We start from the raw sequence: 26,698 nt of genomic DNA on the forward strand, positions 1-26,698 counted from the left end.
ATGAAGAAAATCGTGTTGTCCCAACAAGACCGCGGCTTCGGCCAGATCGGTGGTGCGCCTTTGCTCAAGGACCCTTCCTTGTGGCCGGCCAACCCGCAAACCGGTGGGTTGATGACGCCCATCCTGACCCTGACCGAACAGTTCCAACCGGCCCGGTTCGTCCCGCCAGGCATGGCTATCACGGTTTTCCTCGCCGTCGAGCAACAGCAGGACGGTGGCTTCAGCCGCCCGCTCCAGCGTCGCTATACAGTCAATCAGCAGTCTGAGCTGCAGAACGTCATCAACGCCGGCTTTGCCCGGGTCATCCTGCATGAGCTCGCCAGCCAGCCACTGGAGCCCAGCAATCCCCCCTTGCTGCTGGAACGAGCGTTCATCGACTTTGAAGAAATGACCGACGAGGAGCATGACGAGGAGCATCAGGACGAGGACAGCGGGATCGGCCTGAGCAAACCCAGCGGCCGCCCCTGCTGGCTGCAGGACCCGATCTACGAACCACCGCGCTACATGTTCATGATGCAACTGGTGGACGCCGACGTGGCCGAAGCCAGCCCGCAGCATGCTGGGCTGTTCGGCGAAGGCATCGGTTATCTGTTCGTGGACATGCAGGCGCGCCGTGGCAAGGAAGGCGACGACGCCGGTTTCTTCTTCATTCAGTTCACCTGAATGGGCTGCCGACTCCAGACGACCGTCCATAAGCAGCAAGGGCCGAGAAGATTCACGTGAACATCTACCATTTCGACAACTCGCCGTCTCCTTGGGGAGACTGGGGCGCGGTACTGCTCCAGGGCATGATTGCCTGGGATGAAGACACCGATGTGGACAGCATCAGGCGCGCCGGGCCGTACACGCCGCCTGCGTATATCCGCTCGGGTTCGCTGGTGCTCACCCAGCCGGTCAAGGAAGCCCTGGAACGAAGCGGCCTGAAAGGCATCAGTCGCTATGAGCACCTGGAAAAAACCCACATCGTGCAGCTTGACTGGCTGCACTGGGATACCCGCAAGCCCATCACCGATTACCTCGAGCTGGAAGGTGGGCCGACCTCGATCATCGACTGCCTGCCGCATGACCCTGCGCTTGCCGCACGCATGCCGGCGTATTGGCAGGCATTCATCGTAGGCAAGCTCAACCTGCTCAAGGACCCACGGCACGAACCTGCCGACCTCGGCCAGTATCTCCAGGTGCTCAAGGCCGACGAAAAAGCCGATTTCTTCAAAGGGGATGTCTATCGCGGGTACTTCCTCAGTGAAAGAGCCAAAGCGTGGCTGGAACAGCAATGTCCTGGTTGCTTTACATTCACCCTGCTGCACTACGCGGAGCGTTGACAGCCCCGCTGCCGCTTGCTAATAATCGCCCACAGTTGTACGACAACACATAACAAAAACAACAATCCGTGGACGAACCCATGTCGGCACTCACCCCGCTGCATCCCCGCCTGTTGCACCCTCCTCTTTCCCCAGCCAGCGGGCTTACGCCGCTAAGCAGCTAGCGCTCGGTTACCGCACATCCACCCAGGCCCTCACCGGCCCTTCACCTACCCGCCCCGCCGCAGGCCGCCTGCGCGTGCCCGGTGGTCGGGCTGCCACACCCTTAGGGAGCACAACAATAATGAAAATATGCCAAACCCTGCCCTTCGCCCTGCTGGGTGCCGGGGCCATCGCCAGCCTGCCGGGCACCAGCTTCGCCGCCGGTTTTGTCGACGACGCCAAGGCCACGCTGGGGCTGCGCAACTTCTACATCAACCGCAACTTCACCAACCCCGGCAACCCCCAGGGCAAGGCCGAGGAATGGACGCAGAGCTTCATCCTCGATGCCCGCTCGGGGTTCACCGAAGGGCCGGTCGGGTTCGGTGTGGATGTGCTGGGGCTGTGGTCGGTCAAGCTCGACGGCGGCGGTGGCACCTACGGTACGGCGCTGCTGCCGCGCCATGATGATGGCAAGCGGCGGATGACTATGGCCGCCTGGCGGTGGCGGGCAAGCTGCGGATCTCGAAGACCGAACTGAAGGTAGGCGAATGGATGCCGGTGCTGCCGATACTGCGCTCGGATGACGGGCGCTCGTTGCCGCAGACCTTCCGTGGCGGGCAGGTGACCTCCAACGAGATCGCCGGGCTGACCCTGTACGGCGGGCAATTTCGCGGCAACAGCCCACGCAACGACGCCAGCATGGACGACATGAGCTACGGCGGTGGCGTGTCGGACCGCTTCAACTTTGCCGGCGGCGAGTACAAGTTCAACCAGGAGCGTACCCTGGTGGGGTTGTGGAACGCGGTACTCAAGGACGTCTACCAGCAGCAGTACCTGCAACTGAGCCATAGCCAGCCGCTTGGCGCCTGGACCCTGGGCGCCAACCTGGGCTACTTCCATGGCGACGAGGACGGTTCCGAACGCGCGGGCGAACTGGACAACAAGACCTGGTCCGGCATGTTCTCGGCCAAGTACGCCGGCAACACTTTCTGGCTCGGGCTGCAGAAGGTCGACGGCGATACCTGGATGCGCGTCAACGGCACCAGTGGCGGGACCCTGGCCAACGACAGCTACAACTCCAGCTTCGACAATGCCAACGAGCGTTCATGGCAGGTACGCCATGATTTCAACTTCGTCACCGTGGGGGTGCCGGGGTTGACCTTGATGAACCGCTATATCAGCGGGCGCGATGTTCACAGCGGGGGCGTGACCGATGGCAAGGAGTGGGTGCGCGAAACTGAGGTGGCGTATGTGATCCAGAGCGGGCCGTTCAAGGATCTGAGCGTGAAATGGCGGAACTCGTCGATTCGCCGGGACTACAGCAACAACGAGTTCGATGAGAACCGCTTGATCTTCAACTACCCGTTGTCGCTGCTGTGATGTGATTGACAACCATCACAAGCAACCACAATAATCAGCGCAGTCATACGACAACTTACAACAATCACAAAAAGAGCCGGCCATGACCACCACTCCCCTCAATCGCCTGCTGCTCACCGGAGCGGCAGGCGGCCTGGGCAAGGTCCTTCGCGAACGCCTGCAAGGCTACGCCGAGGTCCTGCGCCTTTCCGATATCAAGCCCATGGCACCTGCTGCGGGCCCGCATGAAGAAGTCATCGTCTGTGACCTGGCCGACAAGGCGGCAGTGCATGCACTGGTCGAGGGCGTGGATGCCATCCTGCACTTTGGCGGTATTTCCACCGAGCATGCGTTCGAAGACATCCTCGGCCCGAACATCTGCGGTGTGTTCCACGTGTACGAGGCAGCGCGCAAGCACGGCGTCAGGCGCATCATCTTCGCCAGCTCCAACCACACCATCGGTTTTTACCGCCAGGACCAGCGCATCGACGCTCATTCACCGCGCCGTCCCGACAGCTACTACGGGCTGTCCAAGTGCTACGGCGAGGACCTGGCCAGTTTCTATTACGACCGCTACGGCATCGAGACGGTCAGCATCCGCATCGGCTCCTCGTTCCCGCAGCCACAGAACCCGCGCATGCTCTGCACCTGGCTGAGCTATGACGACCTGGTGCAACTGATCGAGCGCGGGCTGTTCACGCCCGATGTCGGCCACACCATCGTCTACGGCGCATCCGACAACCGCACCGTGTGGTGGGACAACCGCCATGCCGCGCACTTGGGCTACCGGCCCAAGGACAGTTCCGAAACCTTCCGCAGCGTGGTGGAAGCCCAGCCGGCACCTGCCGCCGATGACCCGAGCATGGTCTATCAGGGCGGTGCCTTCACCGCGGCAGGCCCGTTCGACTGACCCTACGCATGCCTGGAGGCAAGGCCATGAACTGCGAACTGATCGTCGACGCCCGCAATGGCACCGGCGAAAGCCCCGTGTGGCACCCCGACGAACAGGCCCTGTACTGGGTCGATATCCCTGCGCGCCAACTGCACCGCTGGCAGGCGGCTGATGGCGCGCACCAGGTCTGGCAAGGCGATGAGATGCTCGCCTGTATCGCCCGTAGCGGCGACGGCTGGGTGGCCGGCATGGAAAGCGGCATCTTTGCGCTGCGGGCGAAGGCTGACGGCAGCCTGGACAAGCGCTTGCTCGGCGGCGTGCAGCACGCCCAGGCCGGGATGCGCTTCAATGACGGCCGCTGTGACCGCCAGGGCCGCTTCTGGGCCGGCACCATGCTGCTCGACATGCAGCAAGGCGCCCATGTCGGCGCCCTGTACCGGCTTGACGGCGAAGGCCGGCTACACCTGCAGCAGGACGGCATGATCGTGCCCAATGGCTTGGCGTTCAGCCCTGACGGCCGGCGCATGTACCTGTCCGACTCGCACCCCAACGTGCAGAAGATCTGGGTGTTCGACTACGACATCGACAGCGGCACGCCACATGGCAAACGGCTGTTCGTCGACATGCGCGGCTACCCTGGCCGCCCTGATGGTGCCGCGATCGACCAGGACGGTTGCTATTGGATCTGCGGCAATGACGCCGGCCAGATCCACCGTTTCACCCCCGACGGCCGCCTTGACCGCTCACTCGACGTACCGGTGAAGAAGCCATCGATGTGCGCCTTCGGCGGCGCCAACCTGGACACCCTGTACGTCACCTCGATCCGCCCCACCGGCATCGACCTCAGCGACCAGCCCCTGGCGGGTGGGGTGTTTGCCCTGAGCCCTGGCACCAAGGGCCTGGAGGAGCCTGCCTACCGGGGCTGAGCCCCACGCCGCAACCACACTTGCACGCCCGAAACCAGATAATAAAAACCACGGAGTTTCATCATGACGTTCAAACGCAAACTGCTCCTCGCGGTACTCCCTCTGGCCTTCAGCCTGCCCCTGCCCGCCTCGGCCCTGGACATCAAGTTCGCCGAGATCCACCCGGCCGGCTATCCGACCGTGGTCGCCGAGCAGAACATGGGCAACAAGCTGGAGCAGGCCAGCAATGGCGAGATCACCTTCAAGATGTTCCCCGGTGGCGTACTGGGTTCGGAAAAAGAGGTCATCGAACAGGCGCAGATCGGCGCCGTACAGATGACCCGCGTCAGCCTGGGGATCGTCGGCCCGGTGGTGCCGGACGTGAACGTGTTCAACATGCCGTTCGTGTTCCGTGACCATGAGCACATGCGCAAGGTCATCGACGGCGAGATCGGCCAGGAAATCCTCGACAAGATCACCAACTCCGATTTCAACCTGGTAGCCCTGGCCTGGATGGACGGCGGCTCGCGCAGCCTCTACACGAAGAAGCCGGTGCGCAGCCTGGAAGACCTCAAGGGCATGAAGATTCGCGTACAGGGCAACCCGTTGTTCATCGACATGATGAACGCCATGGGCGGCAACGGCATCGCCATGGACACCGGTGAGATCTTCAGTGCCCTGCAGACCGGCGTGATCGACGGTGCCGAGAACAACCCGCCGACCCTGCTCGAGCACAACCACTACCAGAACGCCAAGTACTACACCCTGACCGGCCACCTGATCCTGCCCGAGCCAGTGGTCATGTCCAAGACCACCTGGAACAAGCTCACCCCGGAGCAGCAGGCATTGGTGAAGAAGGTGGCCCGCGAGGCGCAGATGGAAGAGCGCGTGCTGTGGGATGCCAAGACCGCGGCCAGCGAAGAGAAACTCAAGGCCGCCGGAGTCGAGTTCATCAGCGTGGACAAGAAGCCGTTCTACGACGCCACCGCGTCGGTGCGCGAAAAGTACGGTGCGCAGTACGCCGACCTGATGAAACGTATCGACGCGGTCCAGTAACCACGGCCCTTTCCCCGAACGACTTCGGCAGTGCGGCCGTCGCCCTGCCGCTTTGGTGATGCCCATGAAAGACCTTGCCCTGCGTGTGAACGACACGCTGTACCGCGGCTGCATCTGGATCGCCGGCCTGTCGATCCTGGCCATGTCGCTGATCATCCCCTGGGGCATCTTCGCCCGTTACGTGCTCGGGGCCGGCTCCAGCTGGCCGGAACCGGTAGCCATCCTGCTGATGGTGGTATTCACCTTCATCGGCGCCGCTGCCAGCTACCGCGCCGGGGCGCACATGGCGGTGGCGATGCTCACCGACCGCCTGCCTGCGCAACAGCGCCAGTGGCTGGCCTTGCTGGTGCAGGTGTTGATGGTGTTGATCTGCGTGTTCATGACGGTCTACGGCGCCAAGCTGTGCGTCACCACCTGGAACCAGTACCTGGCATCCCTGCCAGGTGTGCGGGTGGGCATGGCCTATGCGCCGATCCCGATTGGTGGGGTGCTGACCCTGGTGTTCGTGGTGGAAAAACTTCTGTTGGGCGATCAGAGCCAGCGCAAGGTGGTACGCGTCGAGCAGCTTGAAGAAAACGAAGGAGCGGCATAGATGGATGCGTTGATTCTGTTGGGCAGTTTCGTAGCGCTCATCCTGCTCGGCATGCCGGTGGCCTACGCCCTGGGCCTGTCGGCGCTGATCGGTGCCTGGTGGATCGACATCCCGCTGCAGGCGATGATGATCCAGGTGGCCAGCGGGGTGAACAAATTCTCGCTGCTGGCCATTCCGTTCTTCGTGCTGGCCGGTGCGATCATGGCCGAGGGCGGCATGTCGCGACGGCTGGTAGCCTTCGCCGGGGTGCTGGTGGGCTTCGTGCGTGGTGGGCTGTCATTGGTCAACATCATGGCCTCGACCTTCTTCGGGGCGATTTCCGGCTCGTCGGTGGCGGACACGGCGTCGGTGGGCTCGGTGCTGATTCCAGAAATGGAGCGCAAGGGCTACCCGCGCGAATTCTCCACGGCAGTCACCGTCAGCGGCTCGGTGCAGGCGCTGCTGACACCGCCCAGCCACAACTCGGTACTGTACTCGCTGGCCGCCGGCGGCTCGGTGTCGATTGCCTCGCTGTTCATGGCCGGGGTGATGCCAGGGCTGCTGCTGAGCGCGGTGATGATGGGCCTGTGCCTGTTGTTCGCGAAAAAACGCAACTACCCCAAGGGCGAAGTCATACCGCTGCGCCAGGCACTGAAGATTGCCGGTGAGGCGCTGTGGGGGCTGATGGCCATGGTGATCATCCTCGGCGGTATCCTGTCGGGGGTGTTCACCGCGACCGAGTCGGCGGCCGTGGCGGTGGTGTGGTCGTTCTTCGTGACCATGTTCATCTACCGCGACTACAAGTGGCGCGACCTGCCCAAGCTGATGCACCGCACGGTGCGGACCATTTCCATCGTGATGATCCTGATCGGCTTCGCCGCCAGCTTCGGCTACGTGATGACGCTGATGCAGATCCCGTCGAAGATCACCACGGCATTCCTGACCCTGTCGGACAACCGCTATGTGATCCTCATGTGCATCAATTTCATGCTGTTGCTGCTGGGCACGGTAATGGACATGGCACCGCTGATCCTGATCCTCACGCCGATCCTGCTGCCGGTGATCACCGGTATCGGTGTGGACCCGGTGCACTTCGGCATGATCATGCTGGTCAACCTGGGCATCGGCCTGATCACGCCGCCGGTAGGGGCGGTGCTGTTCGTCGGCTCGGCCATCGGCAAGGTGAGCATCGAGTCGACGGTGAAGGCGCTGCTGCCGTTCTACCTAGCGCTGTTCCTGGTACTGCTGGCCGTGACCTACATCCCGGCCATTTCGCTGTGGCTGCCAGGCCTGGTGCTGTGACCTGGAAGCGGCCGAGGCGCCTGGCATGGCCATGACCGAACTGCATCTGCACGACCGCCTGACCCGCCTGAGCCTGGCCCCGCAGCTGGGCGCCAGCCTGGTCAACTGGCAAGTGAAGGCGACCGGGCAGGCGTTGCTGCGCCACTCCGGCGCCGACGCGCTGGCCAGCGGTTCGCCCCGCCGCCTGGCCTGCTACCCACTGGCGCCTTGGTCCAACCGCATTGCCGAGGGCGGCTTTGCCCGCCCCGGGGGCTGGCAGGCATTGCTGCCGAACACCACGCATGATCCGTACCCGATCCATGGCAGTGCCTGGCAGCAGGCCTGGCAGGTCGCCTGGCACAGCGAAGGGCACGCGCGGCTGACGCTGGTCAGCGAAGTCCCCTTCGCCTACCAGGCAACGCTGGATATTCACCTGCATGAAGGTGCACTGGTACTGGGCCTGCAGGTTACCCACCGCGATGCGCGGGCGACCTGGTATGGATTGGGGCTGCACCCGTACTTCCCCCGATACCCCGACACCAGGCTGTATGCGCCAGCGCACCAGGTGTGGCTGGCGGACCTGGGGCGGTTGCCTTCGTATCAGGCGCCGGTGCCTCAGCCATGGTGTTTCAATACGATGGGGAGGTTGCCGGAGGCGCTGGTTGACCACGCCTTCAGTGGCTGGCCGGGCGAATGCGTGATTGAACAGCCCAGCGCCGGCTACCGACTGGCATGCCGTGCCAGCGGCGCGGAGCACTTCTTGTTGTTCTGCCCGCAAGGGCAAGGCTTCTTCTGCTTCGAGCCAGTCAGCCATCCGGTCAATGCGCACCACCTGCCGGGGCGCCCGGGGTTGCGCTTGTTACAGCAAGGGGACGCACTGAGCCTGACGTTCACGCTGCAGTACCAGGCACTATAAGGGTACCGGTGTATCAATCCAGCTGCTGAGCCCTCAGCGCCTGCGCCAGCATGTCGATGAACGCCCGGACCTTGGCCGAACCGTACTTGCTCTCCCGGTGCAGCACATGGATCGGCCAGGGCGCCTCCTCGTACTCGGCCAGGAGCACCTGCAACTGCCCACTGGCCAGTTCATCCGCGACCTGGTACGACAGCAGGCGGGCAATCCCCAACCCGCCACTGGCGGCGGCGATTGCCCCGTCATTGCTGGTGACCGTCAAGCGCGGCTTGACGCGCACCAGGGTCGGTTCCTCGGCCACCCCGAAGCGCCAGCCGGCGCGTGGCGACAGGTTGGTGGTGCCGATTACCGCATGCCCGGCCAGGTCGGACGGGTGCTTCGGCACGCCATGGCGCGCCAGGTATTCGGGAGCGGCACACAGCATGCGCCGGACCCTGCCCACGCGCAGTGCTTTCAGCCCGGAGTCGGGCAAGGGCCCGATGCGCACGGCCACGTCCATGCCCTCTTCGACCATGTTGACGATGCGGTCGAGGAAGTAGGCGGAAACGTCAACTTCAGGGTACTGCTGCAGGTAGCGGACGATACACGGCATGACGAACTTCTTGCCGAACAGGATGGGCGCAGTGACGGCCAGGTCGCCCTTCGGGGTCGAGTTGATGCCGGCGGCGGCTTCGTTGGCCTCGTGGATACTGGCGAGGATATGCCGGCTATCTTCCAGGTAACGGCTACCGGCTTCGGTCAGGCGGACGCTGCGGGTGGTGCGCAGCAGCAACTTGACCCCGAGCTGTTCTTCCAGGGCGCTGACGGCACGGGTAACTGCCGCAGGAGAGATGTCCAGGCGCCGAGCAGCGGCGGCGAAGCTTTCCAGTTCGCCGGTGGCGACGAACACCTTCATCAGGTGGATCTGGTCCATGCGGGCTCCTGGTGGGCATGAGGTGCCGGGATTATCTTTCATCTGGGCGTTTTGTGCTGCTGTTGCGTCCGCGGGCCGCTCCTGCAACAGCCCGCGGAAGAGGCAGGCGAATCAGGCATCCAGTACCAACGCCTGCCCGCCTTCTGCCACCTTGGCCGGCACGGCACAACAAATCAGCACCGAACCAGCCTCCGGCAATTCGGCCGGCGGGTTCGGGTAATGCACCTGGCCACTCACCAGTCGGGTCTTGCAGGTACCGCACGATCCCCCTCGGCAACTGAATTCCGGGGCCAATCCGCGTGCCTCGGCCAACTCCAGCAACGTGCCGCTACCGGGCGCCCAGCGCGCCTCCTTGGCCGAAGCGGCAAAGTACACGGCCACCGCCTCGCTGGCAGCCGGCGGCTGCTGCAGGCTGGGCTGGCCCGCGTCGGTGTGCCGCCGAAGCGTCGAAGGGCCGAAGGCTTCGGCGTGGATCCGCGCATCCGGTACATGCACCCCGCGCAGCCCCTCATACAACTGCTGGGTAAAACTGCCCGGGCCGCACAGGTAGAAATCGTAGTCACCCAGCGCCAGCGTTGCCTTGACCTGCTCGATCCCCAACCGACCAGCGAATTGGTAATCACGCCCCAGCAACGCCTGCTCTTCCGGCTGGCTCAGGGCACGGTGCACCTGCAGCAGGCCGCCGGCCCGTTGCTGCAAGCCTGCCAGCTCGTCACGAAACGGCAGGTCGGCCAGGCTGCGTGCTCCATGAAACAGGTGGACAGGCCGTGCCTGCTGCGTATTCAACTGTTCGCGCAGCATGGCCAGCAACGGCGTGATACCCACCCCTGCGCCAATCAGCACCAGCGGCCGGGTGCTGTGCGGGTCCAGCACGAAGCTCCCCATGGGTGCGCGCACATTCAGCACATCGCCCGCGCTTATGCGCTCATGCAAGTGCCGCGACGCCGGGCCCTGAGCCTTGACGCTGATGCGCAGGTAGCGGTCGGAAGGCGCGCTGGACAAACTGTAGGTGCGGATCAGCGCCGCCTCGCCAGCGCGCTGCACCTGCACCGGTACATGCTGCCCCGCGGCAAAGGTCACCTTGCTGCCGGCAGGCGGTTCAAGGTAGAACGAGCGGATATCGTGGCTTTCCTGTTCTACCCGCAGCACACGCCACGGCAGCCATTGACGCTGCTGCTGACGTCGCTGCAGGCGCGCTTCGGCCTCTGCCCAGGTGCCGGTCGCCAGGCTGGTGGGCGCATATTCCTTGAACGCCCAGCGCAGGGATACGGCCGCCGGGCGCCACACCACCTGCTCGACGTCGAGCGTCCACAAGCGCTCGGCACCGTCGAAGGCCCGGCTGGCCGGGTTATCCAGCAGAATTTCGGTACGCCCGTAGAGCTGCAGCACATTGCCCGTGGCGAAGTCGATGAACAGCAACCCTGCGCGTGGGTTCAGCAACAGGTTGCCCAAGGTGTTGAAGTGCAGGTTGCCGGCATAGTCGGGGATGGTCAGGCGGTTGCCTTCGACCTTGATGAAGCCGGGCCGGCCGCCACGGTGGGAGACATCCACCGAGCGCTGGCCAGCGCCATGCTCGATATAGCTGGCAACAAAAAAAGTGTCGGCTGCGCGGATCATGTCGACAGCCGTTGCATCCAGCGTCACCGCATCGACACGCCCCTGGGCGGGTTCGACGACGCGGGTGTACTCGCGCAACTGGATGTACTGCGGGCAGTTGCCGAACGATTGCTCGACCGTGACCTGCAGTTGGCCGTTGACGCCCTGGTGGATCTGCCCGTTGAGGCGGTTGCGCCGACGCGTGTGCAGTTCGATACCCAGCAGGCCGACCGCCTGCCCGGCGCTCAGCCCGGCGGTGGCGGGGTCGTCCGCCGGCAGCTGGGTGTCGATCGTCAACTGGCGAGGGTCCGGCGAGCTGACGAAGCCTTCCGGCCCTTCCAGCACGGTCGCCCAAGGGCGGCCCTGGGCATCCACGCTGGCGGCGATCATGAACGGCAGCTGATGATAGAAGGTACGGTGCTGCTCGGGCATGTAGTCGCGAATCACCTTCTGCCCGAACGCCTCCATGCGCTCCGCGACACCGACCTTTTCCTGCAGGGTTTTCTCGCCCGCATGCCAGGGCGAGGGGCGGTGGTCCGGGTTCTGTTGCATGGCGGCGTTCCTCGTGCTGAAGAAGTGTCAGGCGCTGGTCTGCAGGCCGATCACGGTGCGCGGCATCGGCACGAAGCCCGGCAGCGCCTCGATCCTGGCCAGCCAGTTGCGTACGTTGGCGTAGGGCTCCAGCGACACGTTGCCTTCTGGTGCGTGGGCGATGTACGAGTAGTTGGCGATGTCGGCAATGGTCGGGGTATCACCCGCCAGGAAGGGGGCCTTGGCCAGTTCGGCGTCGATCACCTTGAGCAAGGTGTGGGCGCGGGCTATCACTTCGTCGGTGTTGAACGATGCACCGAATACCGTCACCAGGCGGGCGGCGGCAGGGCCGAATGCCAGCGGGCCGGCAGCGACCGACAACCAGCGTTGCACACGGGCGGCGGCGGCAGCTTCTTCGGGCAGCCAGGTGCCGTTGTCGTACTTTTTCGCCAGGTAGACGAGGATGGCGTTGGAATCGGCAATCACCGTGCCGTTGTCATCAATCACCGGCACCTGGCCGAACGGGTTCAGCGCCAGGAAGTCGGGCTGCTTGTGCGCACCTTTGGCCAGGTCGACGAAGACCAGCTCGGTGGGCAGGTTCAGCAGCGAAAGCATCAGCTCGATGCGGTGGGCGTGGCCGGACTTGGGGAAGTTGTAAAGCTTGATCGGGTTCGACATGGGCTTGGCTCCTGGTCAGCTCCGGGGTGGGCTGATGGAGCACATGCTGCACGGGTTCGCCTGGCAACAGAATCAGTGCGCCGGGGAAACCATAATTTCGCCTGGCGGAATAATGCTGACGCAGGTGCCGGCCAGAGCCCCCGCAAGCATCCGCCGCAGGGGCACCCGCTGGCTTCAGTGCAGCTTGAAGTAGCGGAACAGCCCACGTGCTGCCTCGACCACCTGGGGTACGCGGGCCTGGATATCCTCTTCGCTCATCTGGTCCAGCAGCTCGAAGTTGTCCTCCAGCCCATGCAGCGAAATGGCCTTGAGCAACTCATCCTGCTGCGCAGGCAGCGGCTCCCAGCCAGCGACCTGGGTGCCGCGCATGTAGCCAAAGCACCACTCCTCCATGACGATCACCGTGCCCTGCTCGCCTTCGCTTTCCTCGAACAGCGGCTCGAACTGGTCGATGTCATCATTCAGTTCTTCCGCCACCTGGCTGGCGTAGCGCAGCATCAACGCCGTATAGGCCTCTTCATGCGCCGGCTTCTTGAATTTCGGCACCTTGCCGCCCGCCACCACGGGCAGCCATTGCTCCGGCGTGACGGTGACCGGCGAGCTGGCCAGCGCCGTGAAAAAACCATTGAGCTCGGCCAGGTTCAGCACCGAGTAATCGTTGCCGTAGGTGATCAGCAGGTCTTCGAGGCGGTCGAGTTCTTTTTCGCTGAGGGCGGGTAGCATGGGGTGGGCATCCTGAGAAGCAAAAGTGTGTGCACCCTAGCACAGAACCGCCCAAGGGCTGCCCGCGGTTGTCGACCCGCGGGCAGTTTGCTCAGCCTGGCAACAGGCTTTGCAGCAGGTGCTGCCTGCCGCTGCCGATCAACAACCACAACAGAATGCGACACTTGCGCGGGCAAAGCTGCCCGGCCATGTGTACACCTTTGCCTTGCAGGTCGATCTCGGCTCCGGCAAAGCCATAGGTGGCGCGGGCTGTAGGGCCGCTGCCGGTGCGGGTGGCGACGATTACCGGCAAGGCGGGCACCAGCGTATCCAGCACCTGGGCCCAACAAGCGGAAACATGCCCCGCGCCAAATCCGCCAATGACCAGCCCCTGGTAACCGAGCGTGGCAACGGCCTGTAACATTGCTGTATCCGCGTCCAGGCAGGCTTCCAGCAGCGCCACGCGATGTTCGCTGCGTTGCGGTAGCGGCAGCACTTCCCGCCGTGTAGCCGGTTGGCGATAGACCACCACGCCCTCGACGACATCGCCCAGCGGGCCACCACCGGGCGACTCGAATGCAGCCATCGCCAGGCTGGCATTCTTGCGCACCTTGGCTGCGCTGTGGACCTGATCATTCATCAGCACCAATACGCCGCGCCCGCGGCTGCCCGGCGCCAGCGCAACGTGCGCCGCACCCAGCAGGTTGGCCGGGCCGTCGCAGCCCGGCTGGCTGGCCGCGCGCATGGCACCGGTCATCACGATTGGCGCATCGAACGGCCACAGCAGATCGAGGAAATACGCCGTTTCTTCAAGGCTGTCGGTCCCTTGGGTGAGGATTACCGCCTGCGCTCCACGCTCCACCTCCGCGCGCGCCCAGGCCAACACTTCAAGCAGCGTCGCAAAGCCCAGCGAGGCGCTGGGAAGCAGGCCCAGCGTGGCCATTTCAAGCTGGGCCATCTCGCACAGTTGCGGCACGCTTGCCAGCAATGCGTCGCAACCAAGCCTGGGCACCACCGCGCATCCATTGGCGCTTGCCTGCATGCTCACCGTGCCGCCCAGGCTGCCGATCGACAGTTTCGGCAGGTAGGTTTGCGCGCTCATGCAACACCTCCTGCCAACAGGCCAACCAGCGGCACGATCCCTAGCGTGCTGACGGCCATCGACAGTACATTTCCTATATAACCGTGCATATAGGCCGGCAAGCGCTGGGTAATGGCTACCGCCAGCGGGGGCGCCACCAGCGCGCCGAGCACGGCACTGCCCACCACGACTTGCCAGCTACCGCCATGGGCAAGCACAGCGGCCGGGACGATCGAGACGATGGGGATGTAGGTGGGGTACCACCCTCGCGCCTGCCATTGACGACGCCAGAACACCACCCCGACCAGTGAAGCCAACGCCTGCCCGGCGACCATCGGTAACAGCAGCAGCGAACCGTAGGCCGGCGCTGCTGGGGCCAGCGTGTAAGCCAGGACCACGCCCAGCAGCAGCCCGAGGCTGGCCAGCTCATTACCGAAGAACGGCGCTTCGCTGAAATCGGCCAGGACACGTCGCAAGGTCCAGACAACGCCGTAATCGGGTTGCGCAGCAACGGGTTCGCGTACCGCGGGTTTGTGGCCGGGCCGCACCCATGACGGAAAGCGCCGGCACAGCATGAACGCCACCAGGCTTGCCAACGCCATGCCGCTGACGTTGCCGACCACCACCGGCAACTGCAGCGGATAACACAGGTAGTTGACCATCAACAGACTGGCCGGGGTGACCAGCACCGCCCCCAGCAATGCGCCGCTGAGCGTGACCCGCCAACCCGCACCGTACAGCAGCACCATGGCCGCCGGCAGCGATACGAAGGCGACAAAGGTCGGTTGCCAGGTGCCACTGGCCAAGGTCCAGCCCCAGAACGCGTGGCTGAGCAGCAGGCCCAGCAGCGAGCTGGTGAATACCCAAGGCCACAGCCCGCTGCCATAGCAGATGGCAAAACCCTGCCAGCGATACCCGTGCACCTGGGCCAGGTGCGCCAGGCAAGCCCCCAGCAGCAAGCCCAGGGCGGGCAGTTCGTGCTTGTAGAACGCCACCTCACTGATATCCCCGACGATCCAGCGCAACCGGCTCAATGGCTGATCGAGTGTCGCCGCCAGTTGCGTGTAGTCCGGCCAGTGGCCATGGGCGAGGCTGGCAGCCAGCGCCGCCAGCAGGCTGACGAACAGCACCAGGGGCAAATGCTTCCGATCCAGAGCATGCAAGGTTTTCATTTGCGACCTCCTCAACGCGGCATCGCGGCATGTAGGCGATAACCGAGGGTCGCGTCATAGAGATCGGTACGGCGGTCCCGTGGCAGGTCGTTGAGGCTGTTCCAGATCGGTGCCGAGCGGGCACTGCTGAGGTCGACATCGGCGAAGACGATACTCTCCTCTTCGGCACTGGCCACCCCGCCGATGGGCCAGCCATTGGTACCGGCAATCAACGAACAACCCAGGAAGCGCCCGCCCCGCTCATGGCCTATGCGGTTGGCTGCGGCTATGTAGAGGTTGTTGACGTGTGCCGCGGTCATGGTCAGATAGGAAGCCATGCAGCGCCCCGTGTCATCGAACAACGGTGGTGGGGTCCACACCCAGTTGTTCAGGCTGCAGAGGATGTCGGCGCCTTGTGCTGCCATCAGCCGTGGCACTTCAGGGAACCAGATGTCCCAGCAGATCAGCAGGCCGATACGCCCGATCGGTGTCTCGAATACCGGAAAACCCAGGTTGCCGGGGGTGAACCAGAGCTTCTCCTGATTCCACAGGTGGGCCTTGCGGTAATGCCCCAGCAGGCCTTCAGGGCCGAACAGTACGGCACTGTCGTAGAGCTTCAGCCCGTCGCGTTCGGCAAAACCTGCGGCTAGGTAGACCTGATATTCCCTGGCGAAATCCGCCCAGGCTTTCAGGCTGGCGCCTGCTTCCAGGGTTTCGGCGTGGGCATAGGCCTCGGCGCGGGTGCGGAAGGTGTAGCCGGTGTTGGCCAGCTCAGGTAGCACGATCAGGTTGGCGCCTTTACGCACGGCCCGACGGGCCAATGCCAGGCCTTTGCTCAGGTTGTCGTCGCAATGCTCGAGCCCGACCTGCGGGTCGTACTGGATGACGGCGATGCGTACTGGACTGACGGCGGGACAATGTGCAGACATGGCAGCTTCCTTCTTGTGGTTGTTTTGGAAGGGCGCCAGTAAAGCGGGGTTGGGCTGGGGAGTGACAGTCAGGACACTCCCACCAGCTCGAAGGAAAGAGAAAAGAGATATTGTAGGAATGGCCCTACGATCAACACGCTAACAGCCTTGGATCCTGACTTGATAGTGCGGGTAATGGTCCAGGGTGAAACCACCATGAAACTGCGCTGACGTTCTATCGCAAAGGTTGATCACCACATCCACAGCCGTGCGTAAACACGGCTCGGTCCAGCCGGCGTCAACAGAGAAGGACTCTCCAGCCAGATACAGGCCTGACAGGGCGCTGAAATCGCGGTTGTATTTCATCAGGTTTACCGCATCGTAATAAGTGCCTGCGCGGTACAGCCTTGCGCATCCCAGGGCGTTCTTATCTGTCATCCATCGTTGTATGCGGATGTTGCGAGTGTCAATGTAGGGTGATATGGCCTCGCCTATGTTGCTACACCGCAGCAGAATTCGGTCAAGCTCATTCAGGCATTTCTGCCCCAACTCCTCGTCGGAAAATGCGGCCAGCTTCGTTGCATCGTCCTCCCAGGTATAACTCAGCAGGATGCAGTCTTCTGGATAACTATCGTTGTACCGATAGGCATACACGTCGTGGACAAAACTGTCGGTTACCAGGATCTGGGGCAAAGCCGACTTACCGTCCAGGAAGCGCTTGTGCAGCGGGGCGTATACCTTGCAGCTGGTCTCCCAATGGGCATGCTTCCAGGCGTCCACGATGGTCTGCGGCAGTGTCTGGCGATTGAAACCGTCAAGACGGAGGTTGGTTTCGATCAGCCAGGATGGAATAGTCAGGATCACACTGTCGAAGTCTTGGTATTGGAGGCTCTCTTCAAGCGGATCACTGCAGTGCCAACGATAACCGACCCGCACTTGGCCATTCTCCAGTTTCTGTAGCGAACAGACCGAGGTGTCAGTGAGCAGCCCATCCTCTCGTTGCAACAGGTGATCGTACAGCGAGGAGCCGCCCAGGCCGACGTCCAGAAACAGGAGACTCTCATCCATCGCCGCGAGGCCTATATAAGCGGGCCCCTGAAACATCAACCCTTTGCTGTCAGGGACACGGCTGGCCTCGAGGTGCGGTGCCGCATAGGGCACCCCCTCTTGATCAACCCGACCATGTACCAACTGCAAGTGGCTACTGAAGCCAAAGATTGCGGTACGCAGCGGATACAGGCTGCAGACGTCATAGAACGCTCCCCAACTGCCATCGCCAATACCGATCGCATAGAAGATTGCCGATTCGTCGCTGCTCATGCCTAACCCGCCAAAATCACCAGGGTTTGCCGGATCCCAAGCCGCCAGGGTAGGTAGATGCACCAGTTCTCTAAACGATAATCGGTGATAGCGTTCAACAATGGCCGACCACATCGACTCCCAACCATTAGTGCCATAAACCGTAGCGATACGCTCGGCGAAGCGCGTCGCAAAATGCTGCCACTTGTAATAGACCTGTTGAAGTATCTGGGTGGGTGGAGGTGTCTTGCCTTCTGGGTTACGCCAGACCAGCAGCGCAGGATCGCCATCACCCTCCAACTGGCCATCACGAAGATATATTCCCGTGGCATTGACCCACGGTGTGCCCGGATTCGGAAAATCGGAAATGCGCAGGTCGAACAGCTTGGCGTAGTAGGCCATGAGCGAGCGCCCGTCTTTAGGGGGTTCACCGGTCCTGTTGAAAAACGGCATGCGCATGGCCCCCATCTCGAAAGGGGTCGCCGGCTGCTTGTGAGTTCCGGAGCTATTCACCACAGTCAGATGACGCCCCCCCACACGCTGCGACTGCTCGATCAAGGAGATCCGGGTAAAGCCGCACCGCAATAACTCTCGAGCCGCAGTTAACCCGGTAATACCAGCACCCACAATGCAGATCCGGTGGTCTGGCTGAGTGGCTCGTGCAACGCCTTTTTCCTGTTCGATCAGACGGCGGTAATCAAAGCACAGATCAGGAGGGTTGGGGTAACGCGCGGCCCATGGTTGCATGGGCAGGGAGGGCTCGATGGCGAGGTCTGCAGGATGGTTGTGGGTTGAACCGATGGTCATGTTCTCGTGCTCTTCATGGGTTGAAGAAGCGAGCGTGAACAATTACCAAAGAGATGAAGGGGTTATTAATTAGTACCAACCGTCAGCCACAGGATCGGCAGAAACCTGTGGCTGACGGATAGGCAGCAACTGCGCTGTTACGCTTTACACCGCCAGCGCGCGCTCACGCAGCTCGCTGTTGAGGATGCGGTCGTTCTCGCTGTAATCGACCGGGCAGTCGATCACGTGCACGCCCGGGGTCTTGATGCAGTGCTCGAGCAGCGGCAGCAGGCCGTCGGCGCTTTCCACGCGGTGGCCGTTGGCCCCGTAGGCTTCGGCGTACTTGACGAAGTCCGGGTTGCCGTAGTCCAGGCCGAAATCGGTGAAGCCCATGTTGGCCTGCTTCCAGCGGATCATGCCGTAGCCGTCGTCACGCAAGATCACCACGGTGATGTGCATGCCCAGGCGCACTGCCGTTTCCAGCTCCTGGCTGTTCATCATGAAGCCGCCGTCGCCGCACACCGAAATCACCGGGCGGTCCGGGTGCACCAGGTGCGCCGCCATCGCCGATGGCAGGCCGGCGCCCATGGTCGCCAGGGCGTTGTCCAGCAGCACCGTGTTGGGCTTGTGCGCCTTGTAGTTGCGGGCGAACCAGATCTTGTAGATGCCGTTGTCCAGGGCCACGATACCTTCGGACGGCAGCACGCGACGGATGTCGGCGACCAGGCGCTGCGGGTAGACCGGGAAGCGGCTATCATCGGCACCTTCGGCGATCTGTGCTTCGTTGGCTTCACGGATGGCCATCAGGCGGGTGAAGTCCCAGTGCGAGGTGTCGCTCAGCGCTTCGCCGATCTGCCAGACGGCGTTGGCGATGTCACCGATCACTTCCACCTGCGGGAAGTACACGGCATCCACTTCAGCGGAGCGGAAGTTGATGTGGATGACCTCGGTGCCGCCACGGACCATGAAGAACGGCGGCTTCTCGATCACGTCGTGGCCAATGTTGACGATCAGGTCGGCTGCTTCGACGGCGCGGTGGACGAAGTCGCCCGACGACAGTGCAGCGTTGCCGAGGAAACGCGGGTGGCGCTCGTCGACCACACCTTTACCCATCTGCGTGGTGATGAACGGGATGCCGGTCTTGTCGATCAGTTGCTTGAGGACCTTGGCGGTCATCTTGCGGTTGGCGCCGGCACCGATCACCAGGATCGGGTTGCGCGCGTTCTGCAGTTTCTCCACTGCCGCTTCGATGGCCTTGTGTTCGGCCAGCGGTCGGCGGTGCAGGCTTGGCGGAATCGGCAGGCTGTCGGTCTGCTCGGCGGCGATGTCTTCCGGCAGTTCCAGGTGGACTGCACCGGGCTTTTCTTCTTCAGCCAGGCGGAAGGCTTCGCGCATGCGCGCCGGGATGTTGTCGGCCGAGGCGAACTGGTGGGTGTACTTGGTGATGGGGTCCATCATGCCGCACACGTCGATGATCTGGAAACGGCCCTGCTTGGACTTCTTGATCGGCTTCTGGCCGGTGATCATCATCATCGGCATGCCGCCCAGGTAGGCGTAGGCGCTGGCGGTAACCAGGTTGGTCGCGCCGGGGCCGAGGGTGGACAGGCTGACGCCGGTCTTGCCGGTCAGGCGACCATAGGTGGCAGCCATGAAACCTGCGGACTGCTCGTGACGGGTGAGTACCAGTTTGATCTTCGACTTGCGCAGGGACTCCAGCAGGTCGAGGTTTTCCTCACCGGGAATGCCGAATACATACTCGACACCTTCGTTTTCCAGGCATTGCACAACGACATCGGCGGCCTTGGCCATCTTGCTTGCTACCTCAAGTGATGGAACGGTGGAAGTCCGGAATGCGCAGCATGGGACGCTGGCATCGCTTGGCTCAGGGCCAGAAGTACCCCGAATCAAAGTCTTGACGAAAGGTCGGTACGGAAAAGTCACGCTGATTTGGCGGAATGTTGCCCAGCGCTTGTTTTGTCGGCGCAAAGACAAAACCCCTACCTGCATGCGCAGATAGGGGTTTTGCGAAATGAATCTTGACGATGACCTACTCTCACATGGGGAAGCCCCACACTACCATCGGCGATGCATCGTTTCACTGCTGAGTTCGGGATGGGATCAGGTGGTTCCAATGCTCTATGGTCGTCAAGAAATTCTGTTGCCAGAAGGTCTTGGTAGACACTCCAGCGAATTCGGATATGTGATGTTCGTGGTTCGTTGCGAACTTTCGGTTCGTATCATCTTCACCACCGCAATCTGCGTCAGCAAATTGCTTGGGTGTTATATGGTCAAGCCTCACGGGCAATTAGTATTGGTTAGCTCAACGCCTCACAGCGCTTACACACCCAACCTATCAACGTCGTAGTCTTCGACGGCCCTTCAGGGAACTCAAGGTTCCAGTGAGATCTCATCTTGAGGCAAGTTTCCCGCTTAGATGCTTTCAGCGGTTATCTCTTCCGAACATAGCTACCCGGCAATGCCACTGGCGTGACAACCGGAACACCAGAGGTTCGTCCACTCCGGTCCTCTCGTACTAGGAGCAGCCCCTCTCAAATCTCAAACGTCCACGGCAGATAGGGACCGAACTGTCTCACGACGTTCTAAACCCAGCTCGCGTACCACTTTAAATGGCGAACAGCCATACCCTTGGGACCGGCTTCAGCCCCAGGATGTGATGAGCCGACATCGAGGTGCCAAACACCGCCGTCGATATGAACTCTTGGGCGGTATCAGCCTGTTATCCCCGGAGTACCTTTTATCCGTTGAGCGATGGCCCTTCCATACAGAACCACCGGATCACTAAGACCTACTTTCGTACCTGCTCGACGTGTTTGTCTCGCAGTCAAGCGCGCTTTTGCCTTTATACTCTACGACCGATTTCCGACCGGTCTGAGCGCACCTTCGTACTCCTCCGTTACTCTTTGGGAGGAGACCGCCCCAGTCAAACTACCCACCATACACTGTCCTCGATCCGGATAACGGACCTGAGTTAGAACCTCAAAGTTGCCAGGGTGGTATTTCAAGGATGGCTCCATGAGAACTGGCGTCCCCACTTCAAAGCCTCCCACCTATCCTACACAAGCAAATTCAAAGTCCAGTGCAAAGCTATAGTAAAGGTTCACGGGGTCTTTCCGTCTAGCCGCGGATACACTGCATCTTCACAGCGATTTCAATTTCACTGAGTCTCGGGTGGAGACAGCGCCGCCATCGTTACGCCATTCGTGCAGGTCGGAACTTACCCGACAAGGAATTTCGCTACCTTAGGACCGTTATAGTTACGGCCGCCGTTTACCGGGGCTTCGATCAAGAGCTTCGCTTGCGCTAACCCCATCAATTAACCTTCCGGCACCGGGCAGGCGTCACACCCTATACGTCCACTTTCGTGTTTGCAGAGTGCTGTGTTTTTAATAAACAGTCGCAGCGGCCTGGTATCTTCGACCGGCATGGGCTTACGGAGCAAGTCCTTCACCCTCGCCGGCGCACCTTCTCCCGAAGTTACGGTGCCATTTTGCCTAGTTCCTTCACCCGAGTTCTCTCAAGCGCCTTGGTATTCTCTACCTAACCACCTGTGTCGGTTTGGGGTACGGTTCCCAGTTATCTGAAGCTTAGGAGCTTTTCTTGGAAGCATGGTATCAACCACTTCGTCGCCTAAAGGCAACTCGTCATCAGCTCTCGGCCTTGAAATCCCGGATTTGCCTAAGATTCCAGCCTACCACCTTAAACCTGGACAACCAACGCCAGGCTGGCCTAACCTTCTCCGTCCCTCCATCGCAATAACTGGAAGTACAGGAATATTAACCTGTTTTCCATCGACTACGCTTTTCAGCCTCGCCTTAGGGACCGACTAACCCTGCGTCGATTAACGTTGCGCAGGAAACCTTGGTCTTTCGGCGTGCGAGTTTTTCACTCGCATTGTCGTTACTCATGTCAGCATTCGCACTTCTGATACCTCCAGCAAGCTTCTCAACTCACCTTCACAGGCTTACAGAACGCTCCTCTACCGCGTCATCAAAGATGACACCCGTAGCTTCGGTGCATGGTTTGAGCCCCGTTACATCTTCCGCGCAGGCCGACTCGACTAGTGAGCTATTACGCTTTCTTTAAAGGGTGGCTGCTTCTAAGCCAACCTCCTAGCTGTCTAAGCCTTCCCACATCGTTTCCCACTTAACCATGACTTTGGGACCTTAGCTGACGGTCTGGGTTGTTTCCCTTTTCACGACGGACGTTAGCACCCGCCGTGTGTCTCCCATGCTCGGCACTTCCAGGTATTCGGAGTTTGCATCGGTTTGGTAAGTCGGGATGACCCCCTAGCCGAAACAGTGCTCTACCCCCTGGAGTGATACATGAGGCGCTACCTAAATAGCTTTCGAGGAGAACCAGCTATCTCCGAGCTTGATTAGCCTTTCACTCCGATCCACAGGTCATCCGCTAACTTTTCAACGGTAGTCGGTTCGGTCCTCCAGTCAGTGTTACCTAACCTTCAACCTGCCCATGGATAGATCGCCCGGTTTCGGGTCTATACCCAGCGACTAAACGCCCTATTAAGACTCGCTTTCGCTACGCCTCCCCTATTCGGTTAAGCTCGCCACTGAATATAAGTCGCTGACCCATTATACAAAAGGTACGCAGTCACCTAACAAAGTAGGCTCCCACTGCTTGTACGCATACGGTTTCAGGTTCTATTTCACTCCCCTCTCCGGGGTTCTTTTCGCCTTTCCCTCACGGTACTGGTTCACTATCGGTCAGTCAGTAGTATTTAGCCTTGGAGGATGGTCCCCCCATGTTCAGACAAAGTTTCTCGTGCTCCGTCCTACTCGATTTCATTGACAAGAGATTTTCGTGTACGGGGCTATCACCCACTATGGCCGCACTTTCCAGAGCGTTCCACTAATCTCAAATCAACTTAAGGGCTGGTCCCCGTTCGCTCGCCACTACTAAGGGAATCTCGGTTGATTTCTTTTCCTCAGGGTACTTAGATGTTTCAGTTCCCCTGGTTCGCCTCTTGCACCTATGTATTCAGTACAAGATACTCAGCTTGTGCTGAGTGGGTTCCCCCATTCAGAGATCTCTGGATCACAGTCTGTTTGCCGACTCCCCAAAGCTTATCGCAGGCTACCACGTCTTTCATCGCCTCTGACTGCCAAGGCATCCACCGTATGCGCTTCTTCACTTGACCATATAACCCCAAGCAATCTGGTTATACTGTGAAGACGACATTCGCCGAAAATTCGCATGTTGCTCTTTCGAGCAGAACTCACAAATTTTACCTTAGCCTGATTAACCAGCAGTGAAACTGGCCATCAGTCTATATCTATCACATATCCGAATTTTTAAAGAACGATCTGACAAAAGTCAGAAATCAACATTCGAAGCGAATGCTCATTTCTGAGTTTGATCAAGTGCAACATTTCACAACAGCAGAAAGTGGTGGAGCCAAGCGGGATCGAACCGCTGACCTCCTGCGTGCAAGGCAGGCGCTCTCCCAGCTGAGCTATGGCCCCGTATTCTACGGCTGAACCATGTAATGGTAGGTCTGGGCAGATTTGAACTGCCGACCTCACCCTTATCAGGGGTGCGCTCTAACCAACTGAGCTACAGACCTATAACAGGGTCGCGTTACAACATCGTCTTTTACAATGAATCAAGCAATTCGTGTGGGAGCTCATCAGCAGGCTGATGTCGTCGATTAAGGAGGTGATCCAGCCGCAGGTTCCCCTACGGCTACCTTGTTACGACTTCACCCCAGTCATGAATCACACCGTGGTAACCGTCCTCCCGAAGGTTAGACTAGCTACTTCTGGTGCAACCCACTCCCATGGTGTGACGGGCGGTGTGTACAAGGCCCGGGAACGTATTCACCGCGACATTCTGATTCGCGATTACTAGCGATTCCGACTTCACGCAGTCGAGTTGCAGACTGCGATCCGGACTACGATCGGTTTTGTGAGATTAGCTCCACCTCGCGGCTTGGCAACCCTCTGTACCGACCATTGTAGCACGTGTGTAGCCCAGGCCGTAAGGGCCATGATGACTTGACGTCATCCCCACCTTCCTCCGGTTTGTCACCGGCAGTCTCCTTAGAGTGCCCACCATAACGTGCTGGTAACTAAGGACAAGGGTTGCGCTCGTTACGGGACTTAACCCAACATCTCACGACACGAGCTGACGACAGCCATGCAGCACCTGTGTCAGAGTTCCCGAAGGCACCAATCCATCTCTGGAAAGTTCTCTGCATGTCAAGGCCTGGTAAGGTTCTTCGCGTTGCTTCGAATTAAACCACATGCTCCACCGCTTGTGCGGGCCCCCGTCAATTCATTTGAGTTTTAACCTTGCGGCCGTACTCCCCAGGCGGTCAACTTAATGCGTTAGCTGCGCCACTAAAATCTCAAGGATTCCAACGGCTAGTTGACATCGTTTACGGCGTGGACTACCAGGGTATCTAATCCTGTTTGCTCCCCACGCTTTCGCACCTCAGTGTCAGTATCAGTCCAGGTGGTCGCCTTCGCCACTGGTGTTCCTTCCTATATCTACGCATTTCACCGCTACACAGGAAATTCCACCACCCTCTACCGTACTCTAGCTCGCCAGTTTTGGATGCAGTTCCCAGGTTGAGCCCGGGGCTTTCACATCCAACTTAACGAACCACCTACGCGCGCTTTACGCCCAGTAATTCCGATTAACGCTTGCACCCTCTGTATTACCGCGGCTGCTGGCACAGAGTTAGCCGGTGCTTATTCTGTCGGTAACGTCAAAACAGCAAGGTATTAACTTACTGCCCTTCCTCCCAACTTAAAGTGCTTTACAATCCGAAGACCTTCTTCACACACGCGGCATGGCTGGATCAGGCTTTCGCCCATTGTCCAATATTCCCCACTGCTGCCTCCCGTAGGAGTCTGGACCGTGTCTCAGTTCCAGTGTGACTGATCATCCTCTCAGACCAGTTACGGATCGTCGCCTTGGTGAGCCATTACCTCACCAACTAGCTAATCCGACCTAGGCTCATCTGATAGCGTGAGGTCCGAAGATCCCCCACTTTCTCCCGTAGGACGTATGCGGTATTAGCGTTCCTTTCGAAACGTTGTCCCCCACTACCAGGCAGATTCCTAGGCATTACTCACCCGTCCGCCGCTGAATCAAGGAGCAAGCTCCCGTCATCCGCTCGACTTGCATGTGTTAGGCCTGCCGCCAGCGTTCAATCTGAGCCATGATCAAACTCTTCAGTTCAATACTGCTTGGGTTTTTAAGAAACCCTAAACTTGGCTCAGCAATCTCAAATGACTATGTGATTTCTCGCATGGCCACCTGTGATGCTGATAATCTTTTTGACTATCAGTCCGTACTCACAAGCACCCACACGAATTGCTTGATTCGATTTGTTAAAGAGCGTTTGGTTAAGAGCGTTTCGTCTCAACCGAGGCGCGCATTCTACGCTTTCCTCATTTGCTGTCAAGCGTTTATTTTGAAGTTTTTTACCGCCAGCTTCTTTCGAAACCTTTGAACTTCAATCACTTACCGCTTGCCCCGAAGCGTTCATCGCTGCGAGGAGGCGAATAATACGCGCTTTGAAATCAGAGTCAACACCTTGATCTGAAAAAACTTTCTGCAGCGTTGGCGGTGACCCGGGCAACTAATCAAAACGCCGTGGATCTGTAAAGGAACACCCCCCAACGGAGCGGAGCGGCCATGAGCGATGCGCAAAGCGAGAAAACCCCGGGCCTGTCGGCGGATGAGGAACAGGAAGTCAGCTTGAACCAACCGCCCCGCGCGGCGGTACTGCACGAGATCATTCGCTACCAGGGCGACCAGGAGCTGGAGCGGACCCTCGCTGCACTGTGGTGGTCGGCCCTGGCTGCCGGTTTGTCCATGGGCCTCTCACTCATGGCCATGGGCCTGTTCTATGCTCGCCTGCCACAGGGCGAAAGTGCCCAGGTGGTCGCCAGCATCGGCTACAGTGCCGGCTTTCTTGCCGTGATCCTGGCGCGTCAGCAGCTGTTCACGGAAAACACCCTGACCGCCGTGTTGCCGGTCATGACCTCTCCCACCCTGGCCAATTTCGGGCGCCTGCTGCGGCTGTGGTGCGTGGTACTGCTTGGCAACCTGGCCGGCACCCTGCTGGTGGCCTGGGTCATGCTGGAACTGCCGATCTTCGACGCCAAGACCGACGTAGCCTTCCTCGAGGTGGGCCGCAAGGTCATGCACAACGATATCAGCCAGATGTTCGCCAAAGGCATCGTGTCGGGCTGGATGATCGCCACCATGGTATGGATGATTCCGTCGATGGAGCACGCCAAGATCTGGATCATCCTGATGATTACCTACCTGATGGCCCTGGGCGACTTCACCCATATCGTGGTCGGTTCGGTCGAAGTGTCCTACCTGGTGTGGGCCGGTGATGAAACCTGGCGCAGTTTCTGGCTGGAGTTCGCCCTGCCGACACTGGCCGGCAACATCATCGGTGGCAGCTTCATCTTCGCCTTGATCAGCCATGCGCAGGTGCGCAGTGACAGCGGCAAGCCACCCTCGCGCTTGCTGAAAGGCAACCCGGCAGGCGGGCGTCGCCGCAACGACGGCCAAACGTAAGCCGCAAAACGCCGGTTCGCCTGGCTGCCCTGC

Annotated in this window: 18 protein-coding genes, 2 tRNA genes, 3 rRNA genes and 1 pseudogene; 10 read left to right on the forward strand and 14 right to left on the reverse strand. The window is 60.6% G+C overall.

Annotated elements, in window-relative coordinates; genetic code table 11:
* The 9 genes and pseudogenes from ACJA3S_RS19695 to ACJA3S_RS19735 all read left to right on the forward strand — a co-directional run bounded on the left by ACJA3S_RS19695 (position 1) and on the right by ACJA3S_RS19735 (position 8,443).
* Positions 1-663 carry a hypothetical protein gene (locus ACJA3S_RS19695; protein ID WP_406819694.1) on the forward strand — a complete coding sequence of 221 codons (663 nt, stop codon included), beginning with the start codon at positions 1-3 and terminating at the stop codon, positions 661-663.
* A 56-nt stretch (positions 664-719) separates the two neighbouring features.
* On the forward strand, positions 720-1,322 hold the full coding sequence (locus ACJA3S_RS19700) for a hypothetical protein (RefSeq protein ID WP_406819695.1): 603 nt from the start codon (positions 720-722) through the stop codon (positions 1,320-1,322).
* Positions 1,323-1,605: 283 nt separating this feature from the next.
* Positions 1,606-2,843 (forward strand): annotated as a pseudogene (locus ACJA3S_RS19705) (OprD family porin).
* Between the two features lie 82 nt (positions 2,844-2,925).
* Positions 2,926-3,732 (forward strand): NAD-dependent epimerase/dehydratase family protein, encoded by an 807-nt coding sequence (locus ACJA3S_RS19710; RefSeq protein WP_406819696.1) that lies wholly within the window; start codon positions 2,926-2,928, stop codon positions 3,730-3,732.
* A gap of 26 nt (positions 3,733-3,758) precedes the next feature.
* On the forward strand, positions 3,759-4,640 hold the full coding sequence (locus ACJA3S_RS19715) for an SMP-30/gluconolactonase/LRE family protein (protein WP_406819697.1): 882 nt from the start codon (positions 3,759-3,761) through the stop codon (positions 4,638-4,640).
* Positions 4,641-4,703: 63 nt separating this feature from the next.
* Positions 4,704-5,675 carry a TRAP transporter substrate-binding protein gene (locus ACJA3S_RS19720; RefSeq protein WP_406819698.1) on the forward strand — a complete coding sequence of 324 codons (972 nt, stop codon included), beginning with the start codon at positions 4,704-4,706 and terminating at the stop codon, positions 5,673-5,675.
* Positions 5,676-5,739: 64 nt separating this feature from the next.
* Entirely contained in the window at positions 5,740-6,267 is a 528-nt protein-coding gene (locus ACJA3S_RS19725; protein WP_406819699.1) for a TRAP transporter small permease, read from the forward strand.
* Positions 6,268-7,548, forward strand: a complete 1,281-nt coding sequence (locus tag ACJA3S_RS19730; RefSeq protein WP_406819700.1) for a TRAP transporter large permease — start codon at positions 6,268-6,270, stop codon at positions 7,546-7,548. It abuts the gene before it with no gap.
* Positions 7,549-7,573: 25 nt separating this feature from the next.
* Positions 7,574-8,443: an aldose 1-epimerase gene (locus ACJA3S_RS19735; RefSeq protein ID WP_406819701.1), complete on the forward strand. Its 870-nt coding sequence runs from the start codon at positions 7,574-7,576 to the stop codon at positions 8,441-8,443.
* A 13-nt stretch (positions 8,444-8,456) separates the two neighbouring features.
* On the opposite strand, the gene ACJA3S_RS19740 is transcribed toward ACJA3S_RS19735, so the two are convergent.
* From ACJA3S_RS19740 to ACJA3S_RS19805, 14 genes are all read right to left on the reverse strand, one after another.
* A complete protein-coding gene (locus ACJA3S_RS19740) occupies positions 8,457-9,353 on the reverse strand; it encodes a LysR family transcriptional regulator (protein ID WP_406819702.1) in 897 nt (298 codons plus the stop codon).
* Between the two features lie 111 nt (positions 9,354-9,464).
* Complete coding sequence (locus ACJA3S_RS19745) at positions 9,465-11,501, reverse strand: pyridoxamine 5'-phosphate oxidase family protein (RefSeq protein WP_406819703.1); 2,037 nt, start codon at positions 11,499-11,501, stop codon at positions 9,465-9,467.
* 27 nt (positions 11,502-11,528) lie between these two features.
* The gene (locus ACJA3S_RS19750) at positions 11,529-12,158 is read right to left on the reverse strand and encodes a glutathione S-transferase family protein (RefSeq protein ID WP_406819704.1); all 630 of its coding nucleotides are present in this window, start codon (positions 12,156-12,158) and stop codon (positions 11,529-11,531) included.
* 174 nt (positions 12,159-12,332) lie between these two features.
* A complete protein-coding gene (locus ACJA3S_RS19755) occupies positions 12,333-12,881 on the reverse strand; it encodes a UPF0149 family protein (protein WP_406819705.1) in 549 nt (182 codons plus the stop codon).
* A gap of 91 nt (positions 12,882-12,972) precedes the next feature.
* Complete coding sequence (locus ACJA3S_RS19760; RefSeq protein WP_406819706.1) at positions 12,973-13,962, reverse strand: asparaginase; 990 nt, start codon at positions 13,960-13,962, stop codon at positions 12,973-12,975.
* A complete protein-coding gene (locus tag ACJA3S_RS19765) occupies positions 13,959-15,113 on the reverse strand; it encodes a hypothetical protein (protein ID WP_406819707.1) in 1,155 nt (384 codons plus the stop codon). The genes ACJA3S_RS19760 and ACJA3S_RS19765 overlap by 4 nt, the downstream gene beginning before the upstream one ends.
* Before the next feature lie 11 nt (positions 15,114-15,124).
* Positions 15,125-16,021 carry a nitrilase family protein gene (locus ACJA3S_RS19770; protein WP_406819708.1) on the reverse strand — a complete coding sequence of 299 codons (897 nt, stop codon included), beginning with the start codon at positions 16,019-16,021 and terminating at the stop codon, positions 15,125-15,127.
* A gap of 138 nt (positions 16,022-16,159) precedes the next feature.
* Positions 16,160-18,106: a flavin monoamine oxidase family protein gene (locus ACJA3S_RS19775; protein ID WP_406819709.1), complete on the reverse strand. Its 1,947-nt coding sequence runs from the start codon at positions 18,104-18,106 to the stop codon at positions 16,160-16,162.
* 144 nt (positions 18,107-18,250) lie between these two features.
* Entirely contained in the window at positions 18,251-19,894 is a 1,644-nt protein-coding gene (locus tag ACJA3S_RS19780) for an acetolactate synthase large subunit (RefSeq protein ID WP_406819710.1), read from the reverse strand.
* Positions 19,895-20,119: 225 nt separating this feature from the next.
* Positions 20,120-20,235 (reverse strand): 5S ribosomal RNA (gene rrf / locus ACJA3S_RS19785).
* 134 nt (positions 20,236-20,369) lie between these two features.
* Positions 20,370-23,261 (reverse strand): 23S ribosomal RNA (locus ACJA3S_RS19790).
* Positions 23,262-23,510: 249 nt separating this feature from the next.
* A tRNA-Ala gene (locus ACJA3S_RS19795) sits at positions 23,511-23,586 on the reverse strand.
* Between the two features lie 24 nt (positions 23,587-23,610).
* A tRNA-Ile gene (locus ACJA3S_RS19800) sits at positions 23,611-23,687 on the reverse strand.
* 85 nt (positions 23,688-23,772) lie between these two features.
* Positions 23,773-25,309: ribosomal RNA gene (locus tag ACJA3S_RS19805) — 16S ribosomal RNA — on the reverse strand.
* The 16S, 23S and 5S rRNA genes sit together here with 2 tRNA genes alongside, the layout of an rRNA operon.
* A gap of 459 nt (positions 25,310-25,768) precedes the next feature.
* Here ACJA3S_RS19805 and ACJA3S_RS19810 point away from each other — a divergent pair.
* Complete coding sequence (locus ACJA3S_RS19810; RefSeq protein ID WP_406819711.1) at positions 25,769-26,665, forward strand: formate/nitrite transporter family protein; 897 nt, start codon at positions 25,769-25,771, stop codon at positions 26,663-26,665.
* The last annotated feature ends 33 nt before the right edge of the window (positions 26,666-26,698 follow it).

The sequence above is a fragment of the Pseudomonas sp. KnCO4 genome, from assembly GCF_045344305.1.
Classification (GTDB): domain Bacteria; phylum Pseudomonadota; class Gammaproteobacteria; order Pseudomonadales; family Pseudomonadaceae; genus Aquipseudomonas; species Aquipseudomonas anuradhapurensis.